This window comes from Pseudooceanicola marinus (genome assembly GCF_020177265.1).
Lineage (GTDB): Bacteria > Pseudomonadota > Alphaproteobacteria > Rhodobacterales > Rhodobacteraceae > Pseudooceanicola > Pseudooceanicola marinus_A.
In genome coordinates, this window is sequence record NZ_JAIVMC010000008.1 from 93,649 (window position 1) to 117,097 (window position 23,449).

19 protein-coding genes are annotated in these 23,449 nt (G+C 67.4%); 6 read left to right on the forward strand and 13 right to left on the reverse strand.

Annotation, left to right across the window (positions count from 1 at the left end; all coding sequences use genetic code 11):
* Positions 1-76 precede the first annotated feature (76 nt).
* The gene (phaZ, locus tag LC066_RS14610) at positions 77-1,348 is read left to right on the forward strand and encodes a polyhydroxyalkanoate depolymerase (protein ID WP_224900429.1); all 1,272 of its coding nucleotides are present in this window, start codon (positions 77-79) and stop codon (positions 1,346-1,348) included.
* 101 nt (positions 1,349-1,449) lie between these two features.
* Here phaZ and LC066_RS14615 read toward each other — a convergent pair whose 3' ends face one another.
* A complete protein-coding gene (locus LC066_RS14615; protein WP_224900432.1) occupies positions 1,450-1,905 on the reverse strand; it encodes a methylated-DNA--[protein]-cysteine S-methyltransferase in 456 nt (151 codons plus the stop codon).
* A gap of 389 nt (positions 1,906-2,294) precedes the next feature.
* Here LC066_RS14615 and LC066_RS14620 point away from each other — a divergent pair, with 389 nt between their 5' ends.
* The gene (locus LC066_RS14620; RefSeq protein WP_224900434.1) at positions 2,295-2,714 is read left to right on the forward strand and encodes a hypothetical protein; all 420 of its coding nucleotides are present in this window, start codon (positions 2,295-2,297) and stop codon (positions 2,712-2,714) included.
* A 326-nt stretch (positions 2,715-3,040) separates the two neighbouring features.
* Here LC066_RS14620 and ileS read toward each other — a convergent pair whose 3' ends face one another.
* The 4 genes from ileS to LC066_RS14640 form a co-directional block, all read right to left on the reverse strand.
* Positions 3,041-6,028, reverse strand: coding sequence for an isoleucine--tRNA ligase (ileS, locus tag LC066_RS14625; RefSeq protein WP_224900438.1), 2,988 nt, complete (start codon positions 6,026-6,028; stop codon positions 3,041-3,043).
* 404 nt (positions 6,029-6,432) lie between these two features.
* Positions 6,433-7,485, reverse strand: coding sequence for a YcjF family protein (locus tag LC066_RS14630; RefSeq protein WP_224900441.1), 1,053 nt, complete (start codon positions 7,483-7,485; stop codon positions 6,433-6,435).
* On the reverse strand, positions 7,482-7,958 hold the full coding sequence (locus tag LC066_RS14635) for a GNAT family N-acetyltransferase (protein WP_224900443.1): 477 nt from the start codon (positions 7,956-7,958) through the stop codon (positions 7,482-7,484). Before LC066_RS14635 ends, LC066_RS14630 begins: the two co-directional genes overlap by 4 nt.
* Positions 7,955-9,400: a YcjX family protein gene (locus tag LC066_RS14640; RefSeq protein ID WP_224900445.1), complete on the reverse strand. Its 1,446-nt coding sequence runs from the start codon at positions 9,398-9,400 to the stop codon at positions 7,955-7,957. Before LC066_RS14640 ends, LC066_RS14635 begins: the two co-directional genes overlap by 4 nt.
* Positions 9,401-9,541: 141 nt before the next feature.
* Here LC066_RS14640 and truA point away from each other — a divergent pair, with 141 nt between their 5' ends.
* The gene (truA, locus tag LC066_RS14645; protein WP_224900456.1) at positions 9,542-10,309 is read left to right on the forward strand and encodes a tRNA pseudouridine(38-40) synthase TruA; all 768 of its coding nucleotides are present in this window, start codon (positions 9,542-9,544) and stop codon (positions 10,307-10,309) included.
* 193 nt (positions 10,310-10,502) lie between these two features.
* Positions 10,503-11,468, forward strand: coding sequence for an isopenicillin N synthase family dioxygenase (locus LC066_RS14650; RefSeq protein ID WP_224900459.1), 966 nt, complete (start codon positions 10,503-10,505; stop codon positions 11,466-11,468).
* Between the two features lie 42 nt (positions 11,469-11,510).
* On the opposite strand, the gene LC066_RS14655 is transcribed toward LC066_RS14650, so the two are convergent.
* Positions 11,511-12,701, reverse strand: a complete 1,191-nt coding sequence (locus tag LC066_RS14655; protein WP_224900462.1) for a sugar-transfer associated ATP-grasp domain-containing protein — start codon at positions 12,699-12,701, stop codon at positions 11,511-11,513.
* Between the two features lie 256 nt (positions 12,702-12,957).
* Positions 12,958-14,184 (reverse strand): DegT/DnrJ/EryC1/StrS family aminotransferase, encoded by a 1,227-nt coding sequence (locus LC066_RS14660; protein ID WP_224900464.1) that lies wholly within the window; start codon positions 14,182-14,184, stop codon positions 12,958-12,960.
* Positions 14,185-14,507: 323 nt separating this feature from the next.
* On the opposite strand from LC066_RS14660, the gene LC066_RS14665 reads away from it, so the two are divergent.
* Positions 14,508-14,858, forward strand: a complete 351-nt coding sequence (locus LC066_RS14665; RefSeq protein WP_085886021.1) for a hypothetical protein — start codon at positions 14,508-14,510, stop codon at positions 14,856-14,858.
* Positions 14,855-17,104 (forward strand): pyrroloquinoline quinone-dependent dehydrogenase, encoded by a 2,250-nt coding sequence (locus LC066_RS14670; RefSeq protein WP_224900467.1) that lies wholly within the window; start codon positions 14,855-14,857, stop codon positions 17,102-17,104. The genes LC066_RS14665 and LC066_RS14670 overlap by 4 nt, the downstream gene beginning before the upstream one ends.
* A 103-nt stretch (positions 17,105-17,207) precedes the next feature.
* On the opposite strand, the gene LC066_RS14675 is transcribed toward LC066_RS14670, so the two are convergent.
* The 6 genes from LC066_RS14675 to LC066_RS14700 all read right to left on the reverse strand — a co-directional run bounded on the left by LC066_RS14675 (position 17,208) and on the right by LC066_RS14700 (position 23,413).
* The gene (locus tag LC066_RS14675; protein WP_224900470.1) at positions 17,208-18,581 is read right to left on the reverse strand and encodes a glutamine synthetase family protein; all 1,374 of its coding nucleotides are present in this window, start codon (positions 18,579-18,581) and stop codon (positions 17,208-17,210) included.
* A complete protein-coding gene (locus tag LC066_RS14680; RefSeq protein ID WP_222478631.1) occupies positions 18,578-19,258 on the reverse strand; it encodes a type 1 glutamine amidotransferase in 681 nt (226 codons plus the stop codon). The genes LC066_RS14675 and LC066_RS14680 overlap by 4 nt, the downstream gene beginning before the upstream one ends.
* 107 nt (positions 19,259-19,365) lie before the next feature.
* Complete coding sequence (locus tag LC066_RS14685; protein ID WP_222478629.1) at positions 19,366-20,682, reverse strand: glutamine synthetase family protein; 1,317 nt, start codon at positions 20,680-20,682, stop codon at positions 19,366-19,368.
* 139 nt (positions 20,683-20,821) lie between these two features.
* Positions 20,822-21,661, reverse strand: coding sequence for an ABC transporter permease (locus LC066_RS14690; protein ID WP_224900911.1), 840 nt, complete (start codon positions 21,659-21,661; stop codon positions 20,822-20,824).
* Positions 21,661-22,581, reverse strand: a complete 921-nt coding sequence (locus LC066_RS14695) for an ABC transporter permease (protein WP_085886016.1) — start codon at positions 22,579-22,581, stop codon at positions 21,661-21,663. The genes LC066_RS14690 and LC066_RS14695 overlap by 1 nt, the downstream gene beginning before the upstream one ends.
* A 115-nt stretch (positions 22,582-22,696) precedes the next feature.
* The gene (locus LC066_RS14700) at positions 22,697-23,413 is read right to left on the reverse strand and encodes a transporter substrate-binding domain-containing protein (RefSeq protein WP_224900472.1); all 717 of its coding nucleotides are present in this window, start codon (positions 23,411-23,413) and stop codon (positions 22,697-22,699) included.
* Positions 23,414-23,449: the final 36 nt, after the last annotated feature.

Sequence of the window (23,449 nt, forward strand, 5' to 3'; positions counted from 1 at the left end):
GGGCGGCGGAGGCGCGCGGCCCGGAAGACCCCAGAAACGGAGAAGCCGGGTTCTGCCCCGCTGAATGGAGATACCTATGCGCTACATGGCAAGCTACGATCTTATGGAGACGGTGCGCAATACCCAGCAATGGATGGGCGCCTCGGCGCTCAGTCTCGCCTCCTACCCGGCGTTCTCGCTGGTGCCGAACCCGATGCTGACGATGATGGCGGCCTGGGGCGAGGTCACCGAGCGCAGCTACAAGCGCATGGTGGCCAAGCCCGACTGGGGCATCCATTCGGTGTCCTGCGAGGACGGGCGCGACCATCTGGTGTCGATTGCCAAGGTGGTGGAACGCCCCTTCGGCGACCTGATCCACTTCGAGGTCCAGGGCCGCGAGGAAAAGGCGCGCAAGGTGCTGCTGGTGGCGCCGATGTCCGGTCACTACGCGACCCTCCTGCGGTCGACCGTGGTGTCGCTGCTGCCCGACTGCGAGGTCTACATCACCGACTGGCATAACGCGCGCGACATCCCCGTCAGCGAGGGCAAGTTCGATGTCGAGGACTACACCCTCTACCTTGTCGATTTCATGAAGGAGCTGGGGCCGGAGGTGAACGTGATCGCCGTCTGCCAGCCCGCGCCCCTGACACTGGCGGCGACCGCCTACCTGGCCGAGATCTTCCCCGAGGCGCAGCCGCGCACCCTGACCCTGATCGGCGGTCCCATCGACCCCGATGCCACCCCCACCGAGGTGACCGATTTCGGCAATCGCGTCAGCATGGGCCAGCTGGAACAGCTGATGATCCAGCGCGTCGGGGCGAAGTACAAGGGCATCGGCCGGCAGGTCTACCCCGGCCTGTTGCAGCTGACCTCCTTCATCTCGATGAACCTCGACACCCACGCCCAGGCCTTCACCGACCAGATCATGCGCGTGGCCCGTGGCGAGTCGGGCGACCATGACCGGCACAACCGGTTCTACGACGAATACCTGGCGGTGATGGACATGACGGCCGAGTTCTACCTGTCGACCGTCGAGCGGATCTTCAAGAACAGCGAGATCGCCAAGAACTGCTTCACCATCAACGGCCATGAGGTGGACATCAGCAAGATCACCGACGTGGCGGTGAAGACCGTGGAAGGGGAGAAAGACGACATTTCCGCCCCCGGCCAATGTGTCGCCGCCCTGGATCTGTGCACCGGCGTCCCCGAGAAGATGAAGTCGAACCATCTGGAGCCCGGCGCCGGCCATTACGGCATCTTCGCCGGCTCCTCCTGGCGCAACAACATCCGCCCCCTGGTGCTGAAGTTCATCGACGAGAACGCCGACCGTCCCAAGACCAGCAGCAAGACGAAGCTCGCGGCGGTCTGACCCTGACCGGAACAGACCGGATTCTTGCAGGCCCGCGACCCCAGGTCGCGGGTCGTCCTGTCTGTGGGGGCCGGCGCGTGCCCGGTTTCCGGGCGCCGCCGTCAGATCAGCAGCCCGGCTGCGCCTTCGTGTTTCAGCAACCACACCTTCGTCTCGACCCCGCCGTCGCCGGAGAACCCGCCCAGACCCGTCGTCGACAGCACCCGGTGGCAGGGGATCAGCAGCGGGATCGGGTTACCGCCGCAGCCCTGGCCGATGGCCTGGGCCGGACGGCCGAGATCCCGCGCCAGATCGCCATAGCTGCGGGTCTCGCCGAAGGGGATCGCGGCGATTGCATCGCAGACCGCCTGCTGGAAGGGGCTGGCGTCCACCCGCAGCGGCAGTTCGAACGCTTGCCGTTGCCCAGCGTAGTAGGCGCGGATCTGGGCCGCGGCCTCCTCCAGCAACGGGCTGGGGGCCTCCGGGCCCAGCGGGTGCCAGGCGGCGCGGGTGATCGCGGTGCCGTCCGAAAGCAGCCAGAACCGGCCTGTGGGCGTGTCGAGAGAGAGGCAATCCATGGCGTGACCTTAGCAGGGCACGCGGCCCGGATCAGCCCGAAACCGGCCCTTTGACAGGCGGCGGGCGCCAGGTGGCTTACGTGGGCTTTGAAGCGAACTTTCGGGAAAACCCCCTTGGAACCGGGCGAAATCGGCCAATCATGGGCCAAACGTAAAGATTTGTCCGGTCAATTCCTTACCGCCATTAAGCCCCCGGTAAGAGTTATCTGCACATCCTTACTGCTATAGCCGCCCGTGCGGCCCCTGCGTGCCGAGACGGCCCCGTGCCGCCTGACCGGACAGAAGACCGGGCCCGCCAGGGCCACATGCGGCCCCCTGACGGTCCCGGAGACGGGCCGCCGCCCCGAGGGGCCCGTGCCGGGCCCCGGACAGTCAGAAAGGAGAGTGTCATGCTGGAGACCCTGACAACGGCGCGCCCTCTCTACGCGCCGGACCCAAGACCGAATGCCCCCGGAAGCGAGAGTGCCGCCACCGCCGCGCGCGCCGCGCCAACCGAAGAGCAACCGCTGCCCGCGCCATCCGAACTGCTGCGCCTGACGCTGCAATCCCCGCCGCCGCCGCCCGCGCAACCCGTCCGCTCCGGCGTGGCCGATGGGGGCAGTGCGCCGCCGCTCGCCAGCGTGGCGGATCCGGTCTTCCTGGCGGAAGCGGAGGTGCCGCCGGGGCTGAACGCCATCAGCCTCTTCCAGGGCATGCTGACAGAGGCCTCCCGCTCCGGTGCCAACGTGCCGGGCACCTCGATGCATATCTACGCCCTGGTGCAGCAGCTTTCGACCCTGGTGGAAAACAAGCTGGAAACCGCGGCCTGAAGGACGTCCACGCTGGCCGCAGCGGGACGCAGGATCAGAACGGGGAGGGCGGACGTTCGCCCCGCCTGAGCCAGCGTGAAGAGACATGAGGCGTGAAAACACACGGCGCGCGTTGCGGTCGCCCGCCCGGATCACCGTTCCTCCGGGCAGCAGAGCCCCGGCTTCGCCGAACAGGGAGAGCGCAGGAATGACGCCTTCGCGCGGCCCGACCGTCCACCGTTCCGGCCTTATCCCTCTGCCGGGGCCGGAACGGAAAGACCCCCGCCGGTTCCGGCGGGGGTCTTTGTTTTCTCCGTCTGCGCCGTCGGGGCCATGCCCCGGGCGCGTCAGTCCAGCGCGCTGTCGCAGCGGCCGCAGACGCCCGGGTGCGCATGGGTGCCCACGTCCGGCAGGATCTTCCAGCAGCGCTGGCACTTCTCACCCTCGGCCTTTTCGAAGACCACGGCGATGCCGGCGACCTCGGGCAGGCGGTAGGCCTCCTGCGGTGCGGGATCGGCCGACAGCTGCAGGTCCGAGGTGATGCAGATGTCGGCGAAGTTCACCGACTTCAGCGCCGCCAGCACATCGGCGTCCTCGACATGGACCACCGGCGCGGCCTCCAGCGAGGCACCGATCACCTTCTCGACCCGCTGCACCTCCAGCGCGGCGGTGACGACGCGGCGCGCCTGGCGCACACGGGCCCACTTGGCCGCGAGGGCCTCGTCCTTCCACGCCGCCGGCGTTTCCGGGAAGTCCTGCAGGTGGACGGAGCTGTCCTCGCCCGGGAAGCGTTCCAGCCAGACCTCTTCCATGGTGAAGCACAGCACCGGCGCCAACCAGGTGGTCAGCCGGTGGAACAGGATGTCCAGCACGCTGCGCGTGGCCTTGGCCCGCAGGGTGTCGCCGTCGCAGTAGAGCGCATCCTTGCGGATGTCGAAGTAAAAGGACGACAGCTCCACCGTGGCGAAGTTGAACACCGCCTGGAAGACGCCCTGGAAGTCGAAGGCGCGGTAGCCCTGTTGCACGAGCTCGTCCAGTTCCGCCAGGCGATGCAGGACCCAGCGTTCCAGCTCGGGCATGTCGGCGGGGGCCACGCGATCTTCCTCGCGGAAATCGCCCAGGCTGCCCAGGATGAAGCGCATGGTGTTGCGCAGACGGCGGTAGCTGTCTGCGGTGCCCTTCAGGATCGTGTCCCCGATCCGCTGGTCGGCCATGTAGTCGGTCTGGGCCACCCAGAGGCGCAGGATGTCCGCGCCGTACTGCTTGATGACGTCCTGCGGCGCGATGGTGTTGCCGAGCGACTTGGACATCTTGTTGCCCTTCTCGTCCAGCGTGAACCCATGGGTCACCACGTTGCGATAGGGCGCGCGGCCCAGGGTGCCGCAGGCCTCCAGCAGGGAGGAGTGAAACCAGCCGCGGTGCTGGTCGGTGCCTTCCATGTAGACGTCGGCAATGCCGTCCTCGGTGCCGTCGGGGCGATCCCGCAGCACAAACGCGTGGGTCGAGCCACTGTCGAACCACACGTCGAGGATGTCATCGACCTTCTGCCATTCGGCCGGGTCGTAGTCATTGCCCAGGAAACGTTCCTTGGCGCCGTCCTTGTACCAGGCATCCGCGCCCTCGGCTTCGAAAGCCTCGGTGATGCGGGCGTTGACGGCCGGATCGCGCAGCAGGAAGTCGGGATCGGTCGGCAGGGCGCCCACCTTGGTGAAGCAGGTCAGCGGCACGCCCCAGGCGCGTTGCCGGGACAGCACCCAGTCGGGACGGCTTTCCATCATCGAATGCAGACGGTTGCGGCCCGATTGGGGGGTGAACTTCACCAGCTCCTCGATGGACTTCAGCGCGCGTTCGCGGATCGTCTCGCCGTGCTGGTCCTGGCCGTCACCAACCTTGCGGTCGATCGCGGCGAACCACTGCGATGTGTTGCGGAAGATCACCGGCGCCTTGGAGCGCCAGGAATGCGGGTAGCTGTGCTTGATCTTGCCGCGCGCCATCAGCCCGCCGACCTCGACCAGCTTGTCGATGACGGCCTTGTTGGCATCGCCCTCACCACCCTTGCGGTTCAGGATGTACTTGCCACCAAAGAAGGGCAGGTCGGCACGGAAGCCGCCATCGTCCATCACGTTGTAGGTGATGACCTGATCGAGCATCCCGAGATCCCGGTAAAGCTCGTATTCCTCCATCCCGTGCGAGGGGGCGCAGTGGACGAACCCGGTGCCTTCCTCGTCGGTGACGAAGGGCGCGGCGCGGAAGTCGCGCGGCGCGTCCCATTCGCCGTTCGACCCTTCCGCACCCGCCAGCGGGTGCGCCAGGGTCATGGCAGCCAGCTGATCGGCGCTGACGTCGCTGACGCGTTGCCACTGGCCATCTTCCAGGCGCGCCTTGGCGAAGGTCTGGGCGGCCAGCTTGTCGGCCAGGATGTATTTCTCCCCGACTTGCAGCCAGCATTCATCCGGCGTGCCGGTCACCTCGTAGAGGCCGTAGTCATAGTCGGCGCCGAAGACGACGGCCTTGTTGGACGGGATGGTCCAGGGCGTCGTGGTCCAGATCACCACATGGGCGCCCAGGAATTTCTCCCGCGCGGCCTGGGCCGCCTCGACGACCGCCTGGCGGGCCTCGGCGCTTTCTTCCTCGTCCGAGCTTTCGCCGGCCCCGGGAGCGAAATCGGTGACCTTGAACTTCACCCAGATGGTGAAGCTTTCCTTGTCGTGATATTCCACCTCGGCCTCGGCCAGGGCGGTCTTTTCCACCGGCGACCACATCACGGGCTTCGACCCCTGGTAGAGGATGCCGTTCATCAGGAACTTCATGAATTCCTCGGCGATGACGCGCTCGGCGTGGAAATTCATGGTCAGGTAGGGATCGTCCCAGTTCCCGGTGATGCCGAGGCGCTTGAACTCCTCGCGCTGCACGTCGACCCAGCCTTCGGCGAACTTGCGGCATTCCTGGCGGAAGTCGACCACGTCGACCTCGTCCTTGTTGCGGCCCTTCTTGCGGTACTGTTCCTCGATCTTCCACTCGATCGGCAGCCCGTGGCAGTCCCAGCCGGGCACGTAACGCGCGTCATGACCCATCATCTGGTGCGACCGCACGATCATGTCCTTGATCGTCTTGTTCAGGGCGTGACCGATATGCAGGTGGCCGTTGGCATAGGGCGGGCCGTCATGCAGGGTGAAGGGCGTGCGGCCCTCCTTCTCGCGCAGGCGGTCGTAGATGCCGATTGTCTCCCAGCGGTCCAGCCAGCCGGGCTCGCGCTTGGGTAGGCCCGCGCGCATGGGGAAATCGGTTTTCGGAAGGTTCAGCGTGTCTTTGTAGTCAGGCGTCTCGGCGCACATGGTCGTGATCCGTTTCAGGAAGTCGCAATGTCTGTGAAAGGTCGGCGCGGTATCCCATACGCCTTGTCCCGGCGGCTCGAGTTCAGAGCGCCGGGCATGTAATTCGAATGATGATGGCGAAGGCTCGGGTCATCATGGGGGATGCATACACGCGGGGCGGGCGGGCGTCCAGTGGATCGGGGGCCTGCGCCCTTGGTGGGCCGCGGATGCCTCCGGCGGGAGTATTGGGGACGACGTGAAGACAGGGGGCTGCCCCCGTGGTGGCCGACTTTCGAGGACGGGGGCGTGGCACGCTCCTCATGGCGAACGGCGGCTGCCTTTCCGGGCACCGTCCCGCCTCTTCACGTCGTCGGAAATACTCCGGGGGGCGCCGAAGGCGGGGGGCAGAGCCCCCCTCCACGCTTTCAGCCCGCGCCGCCCTCGGTCTTCTCGGCCTTGGCGAAAAGGCCGGTCAGCGCCGTCTGGATGATCGAGGTAACCCGCGGGCGGCGCCCGTCGGAGAAGGGCATGGGGCGGCAGACTTCCATCGCGGCCAGGCCGACGCGGGCGGTCAGCGCCCCATTGACCAGCCCTTCGCCGAAGCGGCGCGACAGGCGCGCCAGCAGGTTGCCCCCCAGCACCGAGCCCAGCATGTCGTCGCCCATGGCCACGGCGCCCGTGGCGACCAGGTGGGTCATCACCGCGCGCAGCAAGCGCCAGGATCCCAGCGTGCCTGAACGGCCGCCGTAGATCTCCGCGATGCGGCGGATCATGCGAATATTGGCGCTAAGGGCCGTGGCGACATCCGCCAGCGCCAGGGGCACCAGGGCGGTGACCGTGGCGACCTGCCGCGCGGCGGCTTCCACCTCGGCGCGGGCCGCGCGGTCCAGGGGGGTCAGCAGCTCGCCCTCCGCGAGGTCCAGCAGGGAGGTGGCGTCGAACTGGTCTGGCTGGCGTTCGTCGAACCGCTCCACCTGCCAGCGCATCTCGGGCCGGCCCCGATAGAGCTTCGTCAGCTGACGTGTGGCCTCTCGGGCCTGGGCCAGCTCGTCCGAGGTGCGGGCGTCGGCCATCACCTTGTGCAGCCGGTCCATGCGCGCCAGCCGGGCAAAGGCCGTCAGCTCCTTCACCACGATGGCCAGCAGCACCGCCAGGAAGGCGCCGATCAGCGCCGTGACCGCCCAGCCCAGCCACGGGGTGGAGGCAATCAGCGCCGTCACCGCGTTCCAGGCCGCGGTGGAGATCGCAACGGTCAGCAGCGCCCCGGCCAGGGCCCAGAACCAGCGCGCCAGCCGCGAGGGTTTACGCGCCATCAGCCGTGCGGTCCGCGCCAGCCCGGCATCGGCGGCGGGCAGGGAGGTGTCGGGCACGGGCGGCGCCATGTCGGGGCGGGCGGCGGGGCCGTCGACCTCGATCAGGACGGGACCGGAGGGCGCGCCGGCGGCGGGACGGGCGGTGTCGTCGGAGCGGTTGGTCATGCGGCGGCCTCTTGTCGGGATGTCGGGACGTGGGGGGCGGCGCTCCAGATCATCAGGACCTCGGGCAGGGCCTCGTCATTGCCGTGCCCGTCGCTGTAGCCCATGGTGACGAAGCCTTCGGCGGCGTAGAAACGGCGGGCGGCGTGGTTATCCTGGGGTGTCCAGATCGACAGGGCGGCCTGGGTGTCCTTGGCGCGGCGCAGAAGGGCGCGGCCCAGCCCTGCGCGCCGGGCGCGGGCATGGACGTAGAGTGCCTGGATCTGCTGGTCGCGCTGCGCCAGGAAGGCAGCCGGACCGCGCCGGTCGCGGACCAGCCAGACCGTGTCGTGGCGCACCAGACGGGCCAGCAGGCGCAGGTCTGCCAGCGGCGAGCGCGCGCGAGGGTGGCCCGGGGCGCGGGTATGCGACCACAGCACGCGGGCCAGCCCCGGCACGTCGCGCAGCCTTGCCCGGGTGATGCGCGGCGCACTCACAGCCGGTCCCCCAGAAGGAACTGCGCCGCGCGGTCCAGCCGGATATGCGGCGGCCCTTCGCCGGGTTTCAGCATCAAGGGCGCGGGCTGGAAGTTCATGATGCGGTAATCGCCGTCCAGCCACTTGTCACCGGCCTGGAACCCCCGGGTGATGCGGCTGGGATCCTCGGGCAGTTCGCCGGGATAGAAGGCGGCCTCGCGCCCGTCGGCCAGCCGCCCGCGGACGCAGTCCAGCTGCCGGCCCTCATGCGTCAGGGTTTCCTCCACCGTGGTGCGCAGCGCGGCGATGGACATGGACGACGTGCTGGCGCCGGCGAAATCGGCGCGAGACACCGCCTTGGCCAGCAGCGCATCCAGCACGGCGGTCAGGCGCGGGTGCTGGGAATGGTGCAGGTGGTCGGCCTTGGTCGCGGCAAAGAGGATCTTCTCCACCCGCTTGCCGAAGAGGAACTGGGTCAGCCAGGCGTTGCGACCGGGGCGGAAGGCCTGCAGGATCGCCTCCATGCCGCGGCCCAGGTCATCGACCGCCTCGGGTCCTGCATGGATCGCCGAAAGGGCGTCGACCAGCACCACCTGGCGGTCGATGCGGGCGAAATGCTCGGTGAAGAAGGGTTTGACGACGCGGGCCTTGTAGGCCTCGTAGCGGCGTTCCATCTCGCGCCACAAACCCTTGCGGGTCGGTTTTTCCTCCGGCGGCAGGGGGGCGAAGGTCAACACCGGAGAACCGGCGAGATCGCCGGGCAGCAGGAAACGCCCCGGCGTGACATCGGAAATGCCGTGGGTCCGCGCCTCGCCCAGATAGGCGGTGTAGATCCGCGCCAGCTCCTGCGCGGCGGGTTCGTCGAAACTGTCGATGTCCCGGGCCGCGCGCACCGCGTCGAGGAAGGTCTGCGCATAGGCGCGTCCCTCCATCCGGGCGAGGGTGTCGGCGGACCACTCGGCATAGCTTTTCTCCATCAACCCGAGGTCCAGCAGCCATTCGCCGGGATAATCCACGATATCGAGGTGGAAGGTGCGCGGCCCCGTCACCCCGCCCAGAAGGCCCGTGGGCCGCACCCGGAAGGACAGGCGCAGCTCGGAGATCGATCGCGTGCTGTCGGGCCAGTGCGGGTTGGGGCCGGTGAGGGCGGCCAGGTGATCCTCGTACTCGAACCGGGGCAGGGTGTCGTCGGGCTGGGGCTGCAGGTAGGTGGCCAGGATCCGTCCCTCGGCCTGGGCGGCCAGTCCGGTCATCCGGGCGCGGTTCAGCAGGTTCGCCACCAGCGAGGTGATGAAAACCGTCTTGCCGGCCCGCGCCATGCCGGTGATGCCGAGCCGCAGCGAGGGTTCCAGGAAGGTGGCGGAGAAACTGTCGGAAGCGGCCTCCACCTGCCGCGAGATGCCATCCGCCAGCGAGGTGATGCCGAAATGCGTGCCGTATCGGCCGAAGGTGCGGGGTGCCACGGGATCTCCTCTTGCCTGCACAGACAGAGATAGAGGCGCGGGCGCGGGTTTCCAACCGTTCCGGCGCCCGGGGCCCGGGCCACGGCAGGGGATTGCAGCTGGGGATTGCGGCACGGGGCCGGGATAGGCTAAGCGCCGGGCATGCCGAGATTTGCGCTACAGGTCGAATACCACGGGGGCCCCTTTGCCGGCTGGCAGAGGCAGGCAGACGTGCCCTCGGTACAGGCCGCCATCGAGGCCGCCTTGGCGAAGCTGGAGCCGGGCGAGCATACCATCGCCGCGGCGGGGCGCACCGACGCGGGGGTTCATGCCACGGGGCAGGTGGCCCAGTGCGACCTCATGCGCGACTGGGACCCCTTCCGCCTGAGCGAGGCGCTGAACTATCACCTGAAGCCGCAGCCGGTGGCGATCCGCGCGTGTGCGCGGGTGGCCGACGACTGGCACGCGCGGTTTTCGGCGCTGGAGCGGCGCTATCTGTTCCGCCTCCTGGTGCGGCGCGCGCCCGCCACCTTCGAGGCCGGTCTGGTCTGGCAGGTGAAACAGCCGCTGTCGCTGGAGGCGATGCGCGCGGGTGCGGCGCATCTGGTGGGGCACCACGATTTCACCACCTTCCGCAGCTCGATCTGCCAGGCGGCCAGCCCGGTGAAGACCCTGGACGAGATCCGGATCGAGCCGGTGGCGGGCCAATCCGGGCCGGAATTCCACTTCCACCTGCGCGCCCGCAGCTTCCTGCACAACCAGGTTCGGTCCATCGTCGGCACCCTGGAACGGGTGGGCGCCGGCGCCTGGGCGCCCGAGCAGGTGAAGACCGCGTTGGAGGCCCGCGACCGAGCCGCCTGTGGTCCGGTCTGCCCGCCGGGTGGGCTCTACCTGGCCGGGGTGGGCTACCCCGAGGATCCCTTCGCCTGAGGCCGGAGGCGCCGCGCGTGGGCCTCGGGCCCACGACGCCCCGCCCGCCGTCCCGCATCCTTGCCCGCTTTCCCGGCGCGGCCTGTCCGGCCCTGCGCCTCGGCCTGTCCCCGCGCGTGCCACCGCGATGGCGCGCGTTGACAGCGCCCCCCGTCTGGCCGAGCGTTACCCCGGAACGACCAAAGGACCCGCCATGAGCCTCGACGACAGCGCCGCCCCCGATTTCCCCATCCTTGACCTGGGCGCCTTTGCCGCCGCCGATGCAGCCGGGCGCGCCGCCATCGGTGCCGAGGTGGACCGCACCTGCCGCGAGACCGGCTTTCTGGCCGTCGGCAACCATGGCGTGCCGGAAGAAGTGATCGCGGGGCTCTGGTCCAGGCTGACCGCCTTCTTCGATCTGCCCGCCGAGGAGAAACAGAAGCTGAAGCCGGTCCCGGGCGACCCCTATGGCTACCTCGGCCCGGGGACCGAAGCCCTGGCCAAGTCACGCGGCGAGGATACGCCCCCGGACCTGAAGGAGAGCTTCAACGGCGGGCCCCAGGCCGTACCCGAGGGCGAAACCGATCCCCAGGCCCTGGCCTTCTGCTATGCCCCGACGCCCTGGCCCGAGGCGCCCGAGGGCTTCCGTGAGGCCTGGACGGCCTACTACGCCGAGATGGAGGCCCTGGCCGCGCGGATCATGGAGGTCTTCGCCGTGGCCCTGGGTCTGCCGCAGGATCATTTCGCCGATGTCATCGATGCGCCGGTCAGCGGCATGCGGGCGCTGAACTACCCCGCACAGGAGGTGCCGCCGGAAAAGGGCCAGCTGCGCGCCGGCGCCCATACAGACTATGGCTCGCTGACCATCCTGCTGCCCGAACCCGGGTCCCGCGGGCTGGAGATCCTGACGCCCGAAGGCACCTGGCGGGGCATCCCGCCGGTCGAGGGCGCCTTCGTGATCAACATCGGCGACCTGATGACGCTGTGGACGGGGGGCGAATGGGTGTCGACCCTGCATCGGGTGATAACCCCGCCCGAGTGGGCGACGCGGCGGCGCATGTCCATCGCCTATTTCCACCAGCCCAACTGGCACGCCGAGATCCGGCCGCTGGCGGGCGAGGGGGAGCCGGTGCTGTCCGGCCCCTACCTGATGGGGAAATTCAACGCGGCCACCAGTTGATCCGGTGATGATCCGGCCCGCGCGCGGCGCGGGCCAGAGGCGTCACGACGTCTTCTTTTTCTTGCGGGATTTTGCCTTGGCCTCTTCAAGTCTGGCTTTCTGTACGGCAGCGACCGCCTCGAACTTGGGGGCGAAACTTTCGTTCAGGACGCCTTTTCCCGTGGCCAGCTGGTAGAGCGTGTGATGGGGGTTCGGGTTGGCCTCGATGATCTTCGGTCCCGTTTCGCCGATGGCGATGTCCCAGCCGAGGACACCGGATTTCGCGAAAAGGGCGTGGCACCGCGTGGTGATGTCGATCACGGCGTCCCAATGCGGGATGCGGATATCGGTGAACGCCTTGCCGCTGACCGGATGCAGGCTCAGCGCCTCGCGGGCCAGACCCTGGCCGCGGTGGCATTGCAGGACCTGGCCGTTGGTCGGGTCGATTTCCGCGATCATGCTGCCGTCCTGCCAGTAGTTGTCGGACATTGCACTGGGGGACGGAACCTTCCACAGCGTGTAGAGGACCTCGGGCATCTGATCGCCCATCAGGGTCACGACCCGTATCGAGCCGACTGCGCTGCCTGCCACATCCGACAGGGTGTCGCTTTGCTGCACGGCCGATTGCAGCAAGTAGCTGCCCTTCGCGTCGGCAAACATCTCTTCGGCCACGGCGCGCGCCGGGATCTGCCGGCCATTCATCAGGTGCAGGCTACCATCCGACGTGTCCCGTTCAGAGATCAGGGCAGAGCCGACGCTGCGTGATCCGGAGACAGGCTTGATGAACAGCGGATAGCGGGCCTCGTTCAGCAGGAAGACCTCGGCGGCCTCCACCGTGTCGAGCCGGGGGATATTGCCGAAATGGCGCGTCCGCGAGGTCACGGCCTGGGTTTGGGTCGTCGGAAAACCGAGTTGCGTGATCAGGGCCTCGAAGAAGATCTTGTCCTCGACGATCACATTGGTGCCGAGTGCCAGGTCTCGCGGGCTCAGTCGCTTGTTCAGATCCTTGTTCGCCAGCAAGCCGACGAATTGCCGCTTTTCCTCCATGCTTCGCTCGGGGTCGAAGAGTCGGAAGGTATAATATTCGTGCAGGCCCATGCGCTGTCGGCCCCGAGAGAACTGCAGCATTTCTCGCGCCTGCCTGAACGGGGAGACGCCGTAGTCACGGGCCACCTTCACGATCAGCTCATGCGAGGGTGGCTTCGGCATGTCCGGTGCGGCCAGAAGGGCTGTCGGCGCCTTTGTGCTGCTCATCTTTCCCTGTTCCCCTGTCAATGCCCTCGGGTGCCGGCCATGGCCGCACTTCCGGGCGCTTGATATCCCGAAGGCAAACTTACCCTGAGATCAGGCAATTGGAACCGTCTGCTGGCTGCTTATGCGAGTGAGGGCGTCAATCCTGCAACAGCCGGCAGGGGACGGTGCGCGGACCCGGGTCCGGGGAGGCAAAACCCCCGGTGTGATACCGGATCACACCGGGGGCGGACAATCGCGCCGGGTCGGCAGATGCCGCTTATTCCGCGGCGTGGGTGACCTCGCCCGCGACATCGCCCATGACATCGGCGGCGGCGCCGGTCAGGGCATCGGCGATCATGTCGCATTCCTCCAGCGTCAGGCGGGCGGGCAGGCGGCAGTCGCAGGCGCGCATCAGCATGGCGCGGGTCTGCGGCAGCTCCGGCAGGTCCTGGATGAACTGCCAGTTCCAGAAGGCGCGGGCATTGTCAGTGGACATGCCGAAGACCTGAACCTTCACCCCGCGCTTGGCGGCGGCCTCCTGGAAGGCCTTCGTCTGCGCATCGCTCAGGCCCACCAGGTTGAACTGCAGGCTGTCGGGCGCGCGATCCTCGGGGGCCAACTTCTCTGGCACCTCGATCCAGGGGCTGGCGGTGATGGCGGCGGCCGTGTGGTCATGGTTGCGACGGCCGTCGCGGACCCGGCGGGCCACTTCTGGCAGCTGGCTGCGGGCGATGGTGGCGGACATGTTGCTGAGGCGCAGGTTGTAGAGCGGCAGCTTGTTCTGCCAGCGTTCCAGCGCCTCCACCAGGTCGTTGGAGTTCTCGCCGTGGCGCGCCTTGTGCTTCTTCCACATATGTTCGTAGGCGCCCGACATGATGATGGCGCGGGCCACCAGGTCGGCGTCGTCGGTGATCAGGATGCCACCCTCGCCGGAATTCACCAGCTTGTAGCTCTGGAAGGAGAAACAGCCGATCCGGCCAATGGTGCCGATGTTCTTGCCATGCCAGGTGGTGCCGAGGGAGTGGGCTGCATCCTCGACCACCGGAATGCCCGCCTCGTCACAGAGCGCCATGATCGCATCCATGTCCGAGGTATGGCCGCGCATATGGCTGATGATGACGGCTTGGACGGTCGGCAGCAGTTCCTTGAAATGCTCGATGTCGATCCGGTAGTTCGCGCCGACCTCGCAAAGGACCGGCTGACAGTCGGCATGCACGATCGACGACGGCACGGCGGCGAAGGTGAAGCCGGGGATCAGCACGCGGGCGTCACGCGGCAGGTCCAGCGCCTTCAGCGACAGGAAGAGCGCGGCGGAGCAGGAGGAGACGGCGAGGGCGTATTTGGTGCCCATCATCTCCGCGAACTCGGTTTCCAGCAGGGTCACCGGGGCATTCTCGGGCGCCGTGTAGCGGAAAAGATCCCCCGTCGCGAGAAGGCGTTCGATTTCGGCGCGGGCCGTTTCGGGGATCGCTTCGGCGTCGTAAACATTCGGCGGCAGAGTCATCTTTTCGGCTTTCCTGAAAGTCATCTTCGGGAAATCTAACGGAAGCCTGCCCTGGCGCAAAGTGAAAACTCTGTAACAGGCGCGCGGTGGCCGGCGACTGAGGCCAGCCAAGGCGGGCATCTCGGTGCGCCTCGCGGCGGTCCGACAATCGCGTGATCGGCCGGAACTTGCCGCGAGGGGAGCGGATTTTTGCGGAACCCGAGGGGAGGGCGCACGTTGGGTTGGCGTGGGAGGACCGTACCGCCCAGGCGGCCGACCTCCGGAAAAACCCTGTAATTCAGACAGATGAGGCTCAATTGTCGCGTTCCAACACATCTTACAGATTGGGCGCGGTCCTGATGCTGGCCGGCGGACTCGCCGGAGGCATCATCTCCGCCTATGCCTATTTCACGCCGCTGACAGGGGTTTCGGGCACGCCCGGCGCGCTTCTCGTGATCCTGTCTTCGGTCCTCATTTTTCTCGCTTCGCTGATTGTCGCCCTGGTTGGCAGCCGCGCCTGGCGCAACGTGCTGCGGGTTCTGCTGGTGCTGGGCATCGTTCTGACCGGCATCGCGGGGCTGTTCCTGCTGCAGCCCATGCTGACCGCGGCCATGGCCGTGGCGCTGGTCGGCTGGATCATCGACTGTGCGCAGCCCGCCAGGGCCGCCCGCGCCCGGGAAGGAGCCATCGCATGACCCGTTTGACCCGATCCACCCTGATGCTCTGCACCGCGCTGATCGCGCCCGCGCCCCTGCTGGCGCAGACCGAGGCAGAGCCCGACACGTCCCAGCCCGAGGTGACCGAACCGGCGGTCACGCCCGAAGACGTCGCCCCGGAGAGCACGGAGAGCGAGGCCGCCGACACCGCGACCGAGGAGCCCGCTGCCGGGGAGGCCGCTGAGGCGCCCGAGGATGCCCAGCCCGAGGCGATCGAGACCGAGGACCTGGCGCCCGAGACCCTGACGGAGGAGGGCGCCGAGGCCGCCACCACCGAAGAGGCGACGGATGCCGCGGGGGCGGAGACCGCTGAGACCGAAGCGGAAGAAACCGCGGAAGCCGAACCCGCCGCCGACCCGATCCCGCTGGTGCCGGAAACCGCCACCTGGGACAGTTTCCACGGCCAGCTGAACGCGCAGAAATACGCGCCTCTGGACCAGATCACGCCCGAGAACGTAGGCGATCTGGAAAAGGTCTGGGAAGTGCACACGGGCGACATGTCCGATGGCACCGGGGATCTCGCCTCGACCGTCTGGTCGGCCACCCCGGTCTTCGCCAACGACACGCTGTACCTCGGCACGCCCTTCTACCGCGTGCTGGCCCTCGACCCGGCCACGGGCGAGGAAAAGTGGAGCTTCGACACCAAGTCGCGGCTGGAGCCGCTGACCCAGCCCGCGCTGAAGAACCGGGGCGTGGCCTACTGGGAAGCCGAAAACCCCGTCGAGGGCGAGGCCTGCCAGAAGATCATCTACCTCGGCACCATGGATGCGCGCCTGTTTGCGCTGGATGCCGACAGTGGCGAGCTTTGCTCTGATTTCGGCGAGGAAGGGGTGCTGGACGTGAACGTCTGGAATGACGTGAACGACCACTTCCCCCTGTCGCTGCTGCAGCCGCCGACGGTCGTGGGCAACCACGTGATCATGGGCTGGGCCGGCTCTGACTGGGACTGGGCCGAAGCCCCGCCGGGCGCCATCTTCTCCGTTGATCCGCAGACGGCGGAACTTCAGTGGTCCTTCGAGACCCTGCCGGAGGACATCCGCGAACAGACCGGCACCGCCAACGTCTGGACCGCCATGTCGGTGGACGAGGAACTGGGGCTGGTCTACCTGCCCGTCGCCTCGCCCTCGCCGAACTACTGGGGCGGCAACCGGACGGAGGAGATCCCCTATGCCACCTCGACCACAGCCGTGGACATCGAGACCGGCGAGGCGGCATGGTCGCGCCAGTGGGTGCACCATGACATCTGGGACTACGACATCAACTCCGCCCCCACGCTGACCGACATCACCGTCGACGGCGAGGAGATCCCGGCGCTGATCCAGGCCACCAAGATGGGGTATCTCTTCGTGGTGAACCGCGAGACGGGCGAGGATGTCTGGCCGATCGAGGAACGCCCCGTGCCGGGCGGCGACGGCACCGTCGACGGGGAGGTCTACGCGGAAACGCAGCCCTTCCCGACCAAGCCCGCGCCGCTTCTGGATCAGTCGGAGAAGCCCGAGGTCTGGCCGATTGCCGATCTGATCAGCGGTGGCCAGTGTTCCGATCTCTGGGACGACCTGTGGTACGAAGGCATGTACACGCCGCCCACGACCGAGGGCCAGGGCGTCTTCACCTATCCCGACAGCGCCGGTGGCGTGCAGTGGGGGGGCGTCGCCTTCGATCCGGAAAGCCAGACGGCGATCGTGAACTTCAGCCATATCGTGCAGTACATCCAGCTCTATGAGCGGGAGGACTACGAGGCCCAGACCGAAGGAGCGTCCAACGGCGAGGGGGGCTTCCATCCCCAGACGGGCGCGCCCTACGGCATGTCGCTGAAGACCGCGCTGAACTGGGCCGGCATGCCCTGCTGGAAGCCGCCCTACGGTGAACTGGCGGCGATCGACATGACCACCGGCGACATCAAGTGGCGTCGCCCGCTGGGGCATTCGCAGCGCTACGGCTTCTACATGCCCGAAAGCATGGGCTCGCCCACCATTGGCGGCCCTGCGGTGACGGCCGGTGGCCTGATCTTCATCGGCGCCACGATGGACGCCAAGGTGCGCGCCTTCGACCTGGAGACCGGCGAGGAGCTCTGGGAAGACAACGTGCAGGCGCCCGCGGTCGCCAACCCGGCGGTCTATGAATACGAGGGCCGGCAGTACGTGGCCTTCGTCGCCGGGGGCAACACGATCCTGAAGCAGCAGGTGGGCGACCAGGTGGCCGTCTATGCCCTGCCGGAAGACTGATGAACCCGACGGGCGGGGCCCCTTGCTCCGCCCGCGCAAATGCGAAAGGCGCCTGCGATGGCAGGCGCCTTTTTGCGTTCCGGTTCCGCTACTCTGACACCGGTCAGACGTTCAGCAGCAGGTGTTCCCGTTCCCAGGGCGAGATCACGTTGAGGAATTCCTCGTACTCGGTGCGTTTCACGATGGAATAGACGCGCAGGAACTCCGGTCCCAGCACCTCGGCCAGGGCAGTGGCCTCGTCCATCGTGTCCAGCGCCTCGCCCAGGGTGCGGGGGAAGTCGCCTTCGCCCTCGTAGGCATCGCCGCGGAACTGCTTCTCGGCCCGTTCCTCGTTCATCAGCCCCAGATAGCCCGCGGCCAGCGAGGCGGCGATGCCGAGGTAGGGGTTGCAGTCCATGCCGGCGACGCGGTTTTCCACCCGCCGCGCATCGGGACCGGAGATCGGCACCCGGATGCCCGTGGTGCGGTTGTCGCGGCCCCATTCCAGGTTGATCGGCGCGGCGTGGTCCTTCACGTAGCGGCGGTAGCTGTTCACGTAGGGCGCCAGCAGCGGGATACACTCCGGCAGATGCTTCTGCAGGCCGCCGATGAAGGTGTAGAAGGCGTCCGTCTCGCCGCCCTGGGGGCCGGTGAAGATGTTCTTGCCGGTCTCCATGTCGAGGACGGAATGGTGAATGTGCATGGCCGAGCCGGGCTCGTCCATGATCGGCTTGGCCATGAAGGTGGCAAAACAGTCGTGGCGCAGGGCCGCCTCGCGGATCAGCCGCTTGAAGAAGAAGACCTCGTCGGCCAGCTTCACCGGGTCGCCGTGGCGCAGGTTGATCTCCAGCTGGCCGGCGCCGCCTTCCTGGGTGATGCCGTCGATCTCGAACCCCTGCGCTTCGGCGAAGTCGTAGATGTCGTCGATCACCGGGCCGAATTCATCCACGGCGGTCATCGAATAGGCCTGGCGTGCGGCGGCCGGACGGCCCGAGCGGCCCATCATCGGCTCGATCGGCTTGGCCGGGTCCAGGTTGCGGGCGACGATGTAGAATTCCATCTCCGGCGCGACTACCGGCTTCCACCCCTGCGCCTCGTAGAGGGCGACCACCCGTTTCAGCACGTTGCGGGGGCTGTAGGGGATCGGCTTGCCCTTGCGGTCATAGGCGTCGTGGATCACCTGCAACGTCCAGTCGCCGGTCCAGGGGGCGGCGGTGGTGGTCGACAGGTCAGGCTCCAGGATCATGTCGGGCTCGATGAAGCCCTCATCACCGGCGGCATCGGACCAGTCGCCGGTGATCGTCTGGAAGAAGATCGAGTTGGGCAGGTGGAAGTTCTTCTGCCGGGCGAATTTCGACGCCGGCACCGCCTTGCCGCGGGCAATGCCGGGCACGTCGGCGATGATGCATTCCACCTCATCCAGGCGGCGCCCGACCAGGTACTGCTGGGCGGCCTCGGGGATGTCCTGCGTCCAGTCCTTGCTCTTGTCGGGGCTCACAACGGGGTTCCTTTCAGGACGGCGGCGATACGCTCTGCTTCGTCGGATGCCGTGGTTTGGGTGTCGAGCGCCTTGGTCGCGGCCTCGATCAGCTCGGGCGGGACGACGCCGGGGGCGCGTTCGCGCAGCAGCATGTCGATGGCGTCGGCGCCGTATTCCGGATGGGGCTGCACGGTGTAGACATGGGGGCCGTAGGACAGCGCCGCATAGGGGCAGAAGGGTGAGGCGGCCAGAACCTTCGCATCGCGGGGCAGCACCGTCACCTGGTCCTGGTGCCAGGCGTTCAGCACCTTCTCCCCCTCGGGTCCGGTGTAGCGTGTGGCGCCCACGGACCAGCCGCCGGGGAATTTCTCCACCCGGCCGCCCAGGGCCTGCGCGATGATCTGATGGCCGAAGCAGATGCCGACCAGCGGCACGCCGGCGGCGTAGATACGGCGGATCAGGTCTTCCAGCGGGGGGATCCAGTCATGATCCTCGTAGGCGCCGAACTTCGATCCGGTGATCAGCCAGGCGTCGCAATCGCGGCTGCTGTCGGGGAAGACGCCGTCACAGACGGGATAGACCTGGTAGGTAAAGTCGTGCCCCGCCAGGAGCCGTTCAAAGAAGACGGGCGTGTCGCCCAGGGTTTCAAGCATGTTGTCCGGTGCGTGGCCGGTCTGCAGAATGCCGATTTTCATGGAACACCGTTGTATTGCACCGCGAAGGTAGTAGAGCGCGCGAAGGGCGGCAAGGGCCGATGCGGCGGTGCGTTCGCGCGCCTGCGGCCCGGGCCTGCCGCTCCGGCTCAGACGGTTTCGAGGTAGACCAGCCAGTGTTCCTCGGGCGGGATCTCCGCCAGGCGGCGGATCTCCTGCCGCTTGGTCATGGCGAAGTTGCGGATCAGCTCGGGCGTGAAGATGCGCGCCATCAGGGGATCCGTCTCGAAGCGTTCCAGCGCGCTTTCCCAGTCTGGCATCAGGCCCGGCAGCTTCAGGTCGTAGGCATTGCCGGTGATCGGCGCGGGCGGGTCCATCCCGTCCTCGATCCCCGCCAGCGCGGAGCCGAGGATGGCGGCCAGCACCAGGTAGGGGTTGATGTCGCCGCAGGCCACCCGGTGTTCGATCCGGCGCGCCTTCGCCGGGCCAGACGGGATGCGGATGGCTGCCGTGCGGTTCTCATAGGCCCAGCACCCGCCGGTGGGCGCGTGCGATCCGGGCGTGAACCGGTCGTAGGAGGTGCCATGCGGCGCCCAGATCAGAGTGCCCGGCGCCAGCCCGGCCAGGCAGCCCGCCACGGCGTTCTTCAGCAGCGGCGTGCCTTCGGGGCCGCCGTTGTCGAAGATGTTATTGCCGTCCTCGTCCAGCACCGAGAAATGCACGTGCATCCCGTTGCCCGCGTCGTTGGCAAAGGGTTTCGCCATGAAGGTCGCGGCCATGTCATGCCGCCGCGCCATGCCGCGCACCATGGCCTTGAACAGCCAGGCGTCATCCGCCGCCGCCATGGCGTCGCGGTGATCGAGGTTGATCTCGAACTGGCCCAGGCCGGCCTCGGAACTGGCCGAATCCGCCGGGATCTCCATCGCGTCGCAGGCGTCGTAAAGGTCGGTCAGGAAGTTGTCGAAGGCGTCCAGCTGGCGGATCGACAGGATCGCGTTGCCGAAGACGGGCCGACCGGAGATCGGGTTCTGCGGCGCGGCCAGTTGGTGGCCGGTGTCGTCGACCAGGTAGAATTCCATCTCGACGGCGGCCTGCACGGTCCAGCCGCGTTCCTTGTAGCGGTCCAGCACCCGGCGCAGCGCATGGCGCGGATCGCCGGCAAAGGGGCTGCCGTCGTCGTGGAACATCCACATCGGCACCAGCGCCGAGGGGCTGTCGAGCCAGGGCATGGGCACGGGCCCGTGTTCGGTGGGTTTCAGCACCCCGTCCTCGTCACCGCTGGCGAAAACCAGGGGGCTGTCCTCGATATCTGCGCCCCAGACATCCACGTTCAGCACCGACAGCGGCATTCGGGTGCCTTCGGTGCCCAGCTTGTCGAAGGTGGCCAGTGGCACGCGCTTGCCGCGCATCTGGCCGTTCAGGTCGGCGGCCGCCACCCGGAAGGTGCGGTATTGGTCGAAATGCATCGAAACCTCTCGGGCCGGTCATCGGCCGCATTCTAATATGATCAAATCCAGGCCATCATGCCCCAACCCGTTCCGGCGGTGAAGCAAAAAGGTGATCAAATCGCAGGGCCAAAGGGGCTGCGCTGCAGGGCAGGCGCCCTCAGCGCACGACCTGGGGCCGGATCTTCAGCCGGGGCTTGCGGTTCGACGGCAGGTGCCGGGTCAACCGGCGGTAGGCCGCACCGTAGACCAGCACCACGGTCAGGGTCAGCGCGATGAAATACATCGCCAGGATCGGGTAGGGGATGAAGGGGTTGAAGGTCTTCGAGGCGAAGTAGTCGGCGTAGTAAAGCGCATCGCCCTTCTGCTGTCGCGCCGGGAAGGAGCTGAAGTAGACCAGCGTCGTGGCGTGAAAGAGGAAGATCGCCTCGTTCGTGTAGGCTGGCCAGCCCAGGCGCAGCATGGTGGGGAAGGTGATGCGGCGGAACTTCCGCCAGCCGGAGAAGCCATAGGCATCCGCTGCCTCCAGATCGCCCTTGGGGACCGAGCGCAGGGCGCCCAGGAAGATCTCGCCCGTATAGGCGGTGGTGTTGAGGAACAGCGTGATTAGCGCCCCGCCCCAGGCCCGTGTGAGCCAGGAGGTGTCGGCGGTGAACGCGACAAAGCCAAGGTTGATCGGCACCCCTTCACGCGGCAGCTGGGTGAACAGCGCGTAGAAGAGGAAGAACTGGATGAACAGCGGCGAGCCTCGGAAGATGAAGACGAACCAGTCGGCGGGCTTGCGGATCCACCAGGGCTCGGCATGGCGCATCAGGGCCACGCCGATGGAGGCCCAGAACCCCAGCAGGAGGGCGCCGAGGCCGAAGTAGAGGTTCCAGATCATGCCGGAGCCGATCAGCACGAACTGATCGCACAGCGTGAAATCGGACCGCGGCAGCAGACGTTCGCCCAGCCCGATGGACCGCAGCCCGTAGGCCTGGATGGTGTCGATGCAGGACATCATGCCGTGGCCCCCTTGCTGCCGCCGGCGCCCGGTCCGCCCTTGCCGCCACGCGCCTGGCGCATGCCCGAGGCCGTCGCCTGACCGCGCGCGAAGCGGCGTTCGAGGCGGGCGAAGGCCAGCTCGGACAGCTTGGTCATCAGAAGGTAGAAGACCAGCAGGGCGGTGAAATACCACAGCCGCCAGTCGGGGTGCGGATAGGAATAGGCCGAGGTCTTGGACCCGCCCAGCTCCCGCGCCCAGTAGACGATATCCTCCACGCCCAGCAGGAACAGCAGCGGCGTGGCCTTGATCAGGATCATCCACAGGTTCGACAGGCCGGGTAGGGCATAGGCCCACATCTGCGGCACCAGGATGCGCCGGGTCACCTGGCCACGCGTCATGCCATAGGCCTCCGCCGTTTCCAGCTGGGCGCGGGGCACGGCGTTCATCGCCCCCGAAAGCACATGCGAGGCGAAGGCGCCGAAGACGAAGGCGAAGGCGACGATGGCGAGGGTGATGCCGTAAAGCTCGTGCCAGATCTGCGGTGCCGACCCCAGGGGCAGCTTGGCCGCCGCGCAGACGACGAAATCATTGCCCTGGCGGATCGGTTCATCCCAGTCGGGGCATTTCACCTCATGCCGCAGCCATTCCAGCAGCTGGTCCAGCGCCAGCGGCACGAACAGGAAAAACGCGATGTCGGGCACGCCGCGCACGATCGAGGAATAGCCCAGCCCCAGCCAGCGCAGCGGCGCGACGTGCGAGCGGGTCGCCAGGGCGCCCAGGAAGCCCACGAACAGGGCGATAGGCGCCGTCACCAGCAGCAGGGCGATCACCACCCCGAAGGACTGGTAGAACATCATGTGCTTGGGCGTGGTCAGGTAGCAGGCCAGCCAGCGGCTGCCCTCCAGAAGGTCCGGATCTGTGCAGAAGTCGAACACGGGTGGCGATCATCCCTTGCGTCGGCGGGGGCAAACGGGTGGCGGGGCCGGCGCGACAGGCCAGCCCCGCATGGGCGTGCCCCGGGCGCTTGGGCCCGGGGCAGGCAGGTCCGGATCAATAGGTGCCGGTGCCTTCGCCGAAGTACTTGTCGAGCAGCGTGTTCAGAGAGCCGTCGGCCTTCATCTCGTCGATGGCGGCGTTGAACTTCTCCTTCAGCTCGGTGTCGCTTTCGCGCAGGCCCATGCCGATGCCGCTGCCCAGGGGGATCTCCTCGCCCACCACCATCAGCTCGCCTTCGTCGGCGTAGGGCAGCAGGAAGTCCTTGTCGGCGAAGACCGCGTCGGCTTCGCCGTTCATCACGGCGGCGATGGTCTCATCGGGGGTGGCGAATTCCAGCAGGGTCGCGCCGGTCTCGGCCACGTAGCCCGCCTGAATCGTCGCGGTCTGGGCCGCGACAACGCCGCCTTCCAGGTCCACGCCGTCATCCATGGCCAGGTAGATCGAGCCGGTCGGCGGGTAGTAATCCTGGGTGAAGTCGATGACCTCTTCGCGTTCCTCGGTGATCGACATGCCGGCGATGATGGTGTCGTAGTTGCCGGCCACCAGATTGGGGATGATCGAATCCCATTCGTTGGTGACCCACTCGCAGTCCAGCTCAGCCAGTTCGCAAAGCTTGTCGCCCACTTCGCGTTCAAAGCCGGCCACTTCGCCGTTGTCGTCGATGAAGTTGTAGGGGGGGTACTGGCCTTCGGTGCCCATGCGGACCGTGTCGGCCAGGCCGGCGCCAGCGGTCAGCGCCAGCACGGCGGTGCTCAGGATGAATTTCTGCATCGGTATCTCCCGTCTTTGGGTGGCGGCGGGGCCGCC

What these genes read in the sequence shown, in the direction of transcription:
- phaZ (WP_224900429.1), top strand. Translation starts at nt 77, where the DNA reads ATGCGCTACATGGCAAGCTACGATCTTATGGAGACGGTGCGCAATACC.
- LC066_RS14615 (WP_224900432.1), bottom strand. Translation starts at nt 1,905, where the DNA reads ATGGATTGCCTCTCTCTCGACACGCCCACAGGCCGGTTCTGGCTGCTT.
- LC066_RS14620 (WP_224900434.1), top strand. Translation starts at nt 2,295, where the DNA reads ATGCTGGAGACCCTGACAACGGCGCGCCCTCTCTACGCGCCGGACCCA.
- ileS (WP_224900438.1), bottom strand. Translation starts at nt 6,028, where the DNA reads ATGTGCGCCGAGACGCCTGACTACAAAGACACGCTGAACCTTCCGAAA.
- LC066_RS14630 (WP_224900441.1), bottom strand. Translation starts at nt 7,485, where the DNA reads ATGACCAACCGCTCCGACGACACCGCCCGTCCCGCCGCCGGCGCGCCC.
- truA (WP_224900456.1), top strand. Translation starts at nt 9,542, where the DNA reads ATGCCGAGATTTGCGCTACAGGTCGAATACCACGGGGGCCCCTTTGCC.
- LC066_RS14650 (WP_224900459.1), top strand. Translation starts at nt 10,503, where the DNA reads ATGAGCCTCGACGACAGCGCCGCCCCCGATTTCCCCATCCTTGACCTG.
- LC066_RS14655 (WP_224900462.1), bottom strand. Translation starts at nt 12,701, where the DNA reads ATGAGCAGCACAAAGGCGCCGACAGCCCTTCTGGCCGCACCGGACATG.
- LC066_RS14660 (WP_224900464.1), bottom strand. Translation starts at nt 14,184, where the DNA reads ATGACTCTGCCGCCGAATGTTTACGACGCCGAAGCGATCCCCGAAACG.
- LC066_RS14670 (WP_224900467.1), top strand. Translation starts at nt 14,855, where the DNA reads ATGACCCGTTTGACCCGATCCACCCTGATGCTCTGCACCGCGCTGATC.
- LC066_RS14680 (WP_222478631.1), bottom strand. Translation starts at nt 19,258, where the DNA reads ATGAAAATCGGCATTCTGCAGACCGGCCACGCACCGGACAACATGCTT.
- LC066_RS14685 (WP_222478629.1), bottom strand. Translation starts at nt 20,682, where the DNA reads ATGCATTTCGACCAATACCGCACCTTCCGGGTGGCGGCCGCCGACCTG.
- LC066_RS14690 (WP_224900911.1), bottom strand. Translation starts at nt 21,661, where the DNA reads ATGTCCTGCATCGACACCATCCAGGCCTACGGGCTGCGGTCCATCGGG.
- LC066_RS14700 (WP_224900472.1), bottom strand. Translation starts at nt 23,413, where the DNA reads ATGCAGAAATTCATCCTGAGCACCGCCGTGCTGGCGCTGACCGCTGGC.